The 5,175-nt window shown below is 58.6% G+C and carries 6 protein-coding genes; all 6 read left to right on the plus strand.

Translation table 11 applies throughout. The features are described 5' to 3' along the window. Positions 1 to 11: 11 nt before the first annotated feature. Positions 12 to 800, plus strand: coding sequence for a polysaccharide export protein EpsE (gene epsE / locus AC0V2Y_RS27770; protein ID WP_475418429.1), 789 nt, complete (start codon positions 12 to 14; stop codon positions 798 to 800). A 64-nt stretch (positions 801 to 864) separates the two neighbouring features. Next, a complete protein-coding gene (epsF, locus tag AC0V2Y_RS27775) occupies positions 865 to 2,274 on the plus strand; it encodes a chain length determinant protein EpsF (RefSeq protein ID WP_099389373.1) in 1,410 nt (469 codons plus the stop codon). 14 nt (positions 2,275 to 2,288) lie between these two features. After that, positions 2,289 to 3,161, plus strand: a complete 873-nt coding sequence (gene epsG / locus AC0V2Y_RS27780) for a chain length determinant protein tyrosine kinase EpsG (protein ID WP_099389372.1) — start codon at positions 2,289 to 2,291, stop codon at positions 3,159 to 3,161. After that, positions 3,161 to 4,057 carry an exosortase B gene (xrtB, locus tag AC0V2Y_RS27785; protein ID WP_475417490.1) on the plus strand — a complete coding sequence of 299 codons (897 nt, stop codon included), beginning with the start codon at positions 3,161 to 3,163 and terminating at the stop codon, positions 4,055 to 4,057. Before epsG ends, xrtB begins: the two co-directional genes overlap by 1 nt. Next, entirely contained in the window at positions 4,054 to 4,737 is a 684-nt protein-coding gene (gene epsI / locus AC0V2Y_RS27790; protein ID WP_475417489.1) for an exosortase-associated protein EpsI, B-type, read from the plus strand. Before xrtB ends, epsI begins: the two co-directional genes overlap by 4 nt. 62 nt (positions 4,738 to 4,799) lie before the next feature. Then, positions 4,800 to 5,175, plus strand: a 376-nt coding sequence (locus AC0V2Y_RS27795; RefSeq protein ID WP_475418430.1) for a hypothetical protein, incomplete at its 3' end; no start/stop codon positions are given.

Raw genomic sequence — 5,175 nt, forward strand, 5'->3', positions numbered from 1 at the left:
TAGAGCAAATCATGAAACGACTCGCAATGTGGATGGCCGCCGTGCTGATGGCCTGCAGTATGGGTGTGGCGGGCGCGGCGGAGGTATTGCTGGGCGCTGGCGATGTGCTGAAAATTTCCGTGTATGGCAGTCCCGACCTGGGCCTGGAAACGCGCGTCAGCGAAGCGGGCAGCATTACTTTCCCGTTGGTTGGGACGGTGCAAGTGGGTGGTTTGTCCGTTGCCGGCGCAGAGAAAAAGCTGGGCCAGGCGCTGGAGAGCGGCGGCTTCCTGCGCAAGGCGCAAGTCAATATCATCGTGACGGCCTTGCAGAGCCAGCAGGTATCCGTGCTGGGGCAGGTGAATCGTCCCGGCCGCTATCCGATCGAGGGCAAGCGCAGCCTGCTCGACATCCTGGCCATGGCCGGTGGCCAGAGTCCTGATGGCGGCGACGTGGTGAGCCTGATTCGCAAGCGCAATGGCAGCACCACCAAGGAAACCATCGACATCGTCGACATGATGCGCAGCGCCGATCTGGCGCGTGACTTCGAGCTGACGGGGAACGATGTCCTGTACGTCGAGCGGGCGCCGCGTTTTTACATCTATGGTGAAGTGCAGCGTCCTGGTGCGTTCCGCCTGGAGCGCTCGATGACGGTCTTGCAGGCTTTGTCCGTCGGTGGCGGGTTGACGCAGCGCGGTACCGAGCGTGGCGTGCGTATCAAACGTCGCGATGCTGCCGGCGTGATGCAAATACTCGACGCCAAGCATGACGACACCATTCAAGTCGATGACATCGTGTATGTCAAAGAAAGCCTGTTTTAAGCGACATCGTTCCGACACGCGGTCCAATCCGGCGCGCGCTGTTTTATTAATATGAGAGTTGACCATGAATTTTCACCAGTTTTTACTCGTCTTGTTTGCGCGCAAACGAATCTTGCTATTCACTTTGCTCATCACGGTCGGGGCGACGGTGGTGGTCAGCCTGGTGCTGCCCAAGACCTACAAGGGAACGGCGTCGCTGTTAATAAACTACAAAGGGGTTGATCCCGTCACCGGCCTGGCATTGCCGATGCAACTGTTGCCGGGGTATATGGCGACGCAAATCGACATTATCAGCAGCAAGAATGTGGCGCTGAAAGTAGTAGATCACTTGCGGTTGGCTGAAAGCCCGGCTGTCATCGCGCAGTTCAATGAAGCTACGGAAGGCAAAGGAACCGTGCGCGACTGGCTGGCCGATCTGTTGCTGGCCAAGCTGGAGATCGTTCCGTCGCGCGAAAGCAGTGTCGTCGATATCAGTTTCCAGGGCAACGATCCGCAGTTTGTTGCCGCCATTGCGAATGCCTTTGCCGATGAATACCAGAAAACCAGTATCCAGTTGAAAGTCGATCCCCTGAAAAAGGTGGCCGTGTATTTCAATGAGCAAACGAAGCTGTTGCGTGACAATCTCGAAGTGGCGCAAAGCCGCCTGTCGAAGTATCAGCAGGAGCATGGCATCGTCAGCGTCGATAACCGTCTTGACGTCGAATCGAATCGCTTGAATGACCTGTCGGCGCAGCTCGTGGCCGCGCAAGGCCAGGCGATGGAAGCCTCGTCGCGCCAGCGCATGGCCGAAGGCAATGCCGGCTTCGAGTCGCCGGACGTGGCGTCGAACCCGTTGGTGCAGAATCTGAAGCTGAGCCTGGCAACGGCTGAGTCCAAGCTGGCCGAGATGGCGCAGCGCCTGGGACGCAATCATCCGCAATATGAAAGCCTGAACGCGGAAGTCGAGCGCATGCGCCGCGAACTGGCGGACGGCACGCGCGTGACGTCCAGTTCGGTCAGCAAAAACGCCGGCATCCTGCAGCAGCGCGAAGGCGCCGTGCGTGCGGCGCTGGCGGCGCAAAAGGATAAAGTCCTGGAATTGAACCGCACCCGCGACGAAATGGGCGTCATGCAAAAGGATGTCGAGAGCGCACAGCGCGCCTTCGATATCGCCTCGCAGCGTTTCTCGCAAACCCGTATCGAGGGGCAATCGGAGCAATCGGATATCTCCCTGCTCAATCCTGCCGTGGCGCCGATCAAGCCGGCCGGTCCGAAAGTACTGTTGAATACCTTGCTGGCACTGTTTTTGGGGAGTTTGCTGGGCGTGGGCTTTTCCTTGCTGGCCGAAATGCTGGACCGTCGCGTACGTTCCGAAGCCGATTTGAGCGATTTGTTGCAGTTGCCGGTGCTCGGCTCGATCGACTGGAGCGCGCCGACCCGTCCCCGCCTGAACCGCTTCAAATCGTTGTTGCCTCGCAGCTTGCGTCTTAATTAAGTATTGGAAATAATATGAATCCAGCATTGCAACCGCTCGTCTCCGCCGTGCCACGGACGGCCGATTCCAGCATCGGTAGCCTTTTGCTTGCTTCTGGCAAGATTACGCCGGAGAGTGCCGAGCGCGTCCTGCGCATGCAGAAAGAACTGGGCATCCGTTTTGGCGAGGCGGCGCAGCGCCTGGGACTGGTGACTGAGGCCGATATCCAGCAAGTTCTGGCACGGCAGTTCGACTATCCCTATCTGCAGCAGGGCGAGGGCAAGTATTCGGACAAGCTGATCGCCGCTTATCAACCGTTCAGTCCGCAAGTGGAAACCCTGCGTGCCATCCGTAGCCAGTTAATGTTGCGCTGGATGGCCCTGGGCCGTAAATCGCTGGTCGTGGTCGGTGTCAACGATGGCGACGGGGCGAGCCTGTTTGCCGCCAACCTGGCCGTGGTGTTTTCCCAGCTGGGCGAACAGACTCTGCTGGTTGACGCCAATCTGCGCAATCCCAGCCAGCATGAAGTGTTCGGTCTTGATGCGCGCCAGGGCTTGTCGGATATCCTGGCTGGCCGTGCCGAGCGCGATGTGATCACGCGCATCGAATCGTTCGTCGACCTGTCCGTGCTGGGGGCCGGTACCCTGCCGCCAAATCCGCAGGAACTGCTGAGTCGTCCCGCGTTTTCCGCCTTGCGCACGGAACTCGAGTCTTCCTATGACGTCGTGCTGTACGATTCGGCGGCATTTTCGCTGGGATCCGATGCCCTGGCGCTGGCGGCACGCACGGGCGGAGTCCTGCTGGTGGCGCGCAAGAACCACACGCCGGTCGCCGACATCAATGCCATGACGGAACAGATGCTGCACAGCGGCGCGCAAGTGGTCGGCTCGGTCCTGGTAGATTTCTGATGAATACGAGCACTCGGATGAGCTTGGCACCAGCCCTGCAACGGCGCGATCAGCTGCTGGAATGGCTGCCCATCGTCATCGGCTTCGCAGTGCTGTATCTCCCCTCGTTTTATACCCTGTTTACTGGTGTCTGGGCCACTGAAGAGCAGGCGCACGGCCCCATTATCCTCGCGCTGTCCATCTGGCTGCTGTGGCGTCAGCGCGAACAGATCCTGGCCGTTGCGCAATACAATCGGGCACCGCTGTCGGGTTGGCTGATGTTGACCGTCGGCTTGCTGCTGTATATCGCTGGCCGTTCGCAGCAGATACTCGCTTTCGAGATCGGTTCTTTCGTGCTGATCGTGGCAGCGATTCTGGTGCTGAAATTGGGCATGCGCTCACTGCTCGTCGCCTGGTTTCCGTTCTTTTTTATGCTCTTCATGATACCGCTGCCCAGTGCGGTGGTCAGTGCGCTGACCCTGCCCATGAAAATGGCCGTATCGTATGTCTGCGAGCATATCTTGTACTGGCTTGGCTACCCGATCGCGCGCACCGGCGTCATTCTTCAAATTGGCCAATACCAGCTGCTGGTGGCCGATGCCTGCGCCGGTTTGCAAACCTTGCTGACCCTGGAGGCGCTGGGCCTGTTTTATCTGAACCTGGTGCGCCATACTTCCGCCATCCGTAACATCGGTCTGGCGATCCTGATCATTCCCATTTCATTCACCGCCAATGTGATGCGTGTCGTGGCACTGACCTTGATTACGTATTACTTCGGTGATGCGGCCGGGCAGGGCTTCCTGCATGGCTTCGCCGGGATGGTGCTGTTTGTCAGCGCCCTGATACTGATCCTCAGCCTGGATTCCCTTCTGCAATGGCTGGCACGCGTGTGGCATGCCCGAAAGGCGGCATCATGAAAAAAAGCACCATCACCAGCCTGACCATCGGCACCCTGATGCTGGCCGGCGCCCTGTGCACCAAGGCGGTTACGCCAACGGTGCGTCTGGCCGACACGCGTCCGCAAATCGTCCTCAGTACGGTGATTCCTACCAAGTTTGGCGATTGGCAGGAAGATGCGAGCCAGGTCGCTGCCGTCGTCAATCCCACCACGGTGGCGGAACTCAACAAGATATATGCCGAAACCCTGTCGCGCACCTATGTGAACGGGCAGGGCGAACGCATCATGCTGTCGATCGCCTACGGTACCGATCAGCGCGACAATCTGTCCGTGCATTTCCCGGAAGGTTGTTACGGCGGGCAGGGCTTCGCTGTGGGGCAGACCAATCAGGTTTCCTTGCCGACGATGGCCGGCGCTATCCCGGTCTCCCGCACGGTTGCAACCTTGAATAATCGCATCGAACCGATTACCTATTGGGTTGTCGTGGGCGACAAGGCGGTGCCGAATTCCTGGGAAGTCAAGAAGGTCAAGCTGGCCTACGCGGTGCGCGGCTTGATCCCCGATGCCACCTTGATGCGTGTCTCGAATATCAATAGCGATACGGAACAAGGCTATCGATTGCAGCAGGCCTTTGTCGATCAGCTATTGCAGGCGATGCCGGCCGATCTGCGCGGCCACTTTGCCGGCACTTCGCACTAAGCGCTACGCTGTCGGCGTTTCACCTTATTGAGCCCGGCGTCCGCGCCGCGCATGGAATACATATGAGTTTTTTGTCCCAGAAACTGCGATGGAATGGCGGATCTTCGCGCGCCGCACGCAGCAAGCCCGGCAATGCAAGGACGGGTATCACTGGATTGACCGCCGCCATGCTGGTGCTTGGCGGCCTTGCGACGGCACTACTGCTTGGCATGGTGATTGCGCTAGGAGCTATCCAGTTGACAGCCATGCTGGCCGGTTTGCTGATCTTCATACCGATCCTGCTTTTTATCGACACCAAGAAGTTAATGCCGATTATGTTCGTCGTCGTGTTTTTGATTGCGGGGTCGATTCAATTTTTCTTCAATATCCGCATGGCGACATGGATGGCCAGCGGCCTGTGCGCGCTTTTTTTTGCCAGGGTCATTCTTGAGGTGAGCC

It is taken from the genome of Janthinobacterium sp. BHSEK (assembly GCF_056174685.1).

What these genes read in the sequence shown, in the direction of transcription:
- epsF (WP_099389373.1), top strand. Translation starts at nt 865, where the DNA reads ATGAATTTTCACCAGTTTTTACTCGTCTTGTTTGCGCGCAAACGAATC.
- epsG (WP_099389372.1), top strand. Translation starts at nt 2,289, where the DNA reads ATGAATCCAGCATTGCAACCGCTCGTCTCCGCCGTGCCACGGACGGCC.
- xrtB (WP_475417490.1), top strand. Translation starts at nt 3,161, where the DNA reads ATGAATACGAGCACTCGGATGAGCTTGGCACCAGCCCTGCAACGGCGC.
- epsE (WP_475418429.1), top strand. Translation starts at nt 12, where the DNA reads ATGAAACGACTCGCAATGTGGATGGCCGCCGTGCTGATGGCCTGCAGT.
- epsI (WP_475417489.1), top strand. Translation starts at nt 4,054, where the DNA reads ATGAAAAAAAGCACCATCACCAGCCTGACCATCGGCACCCTGATGCTG.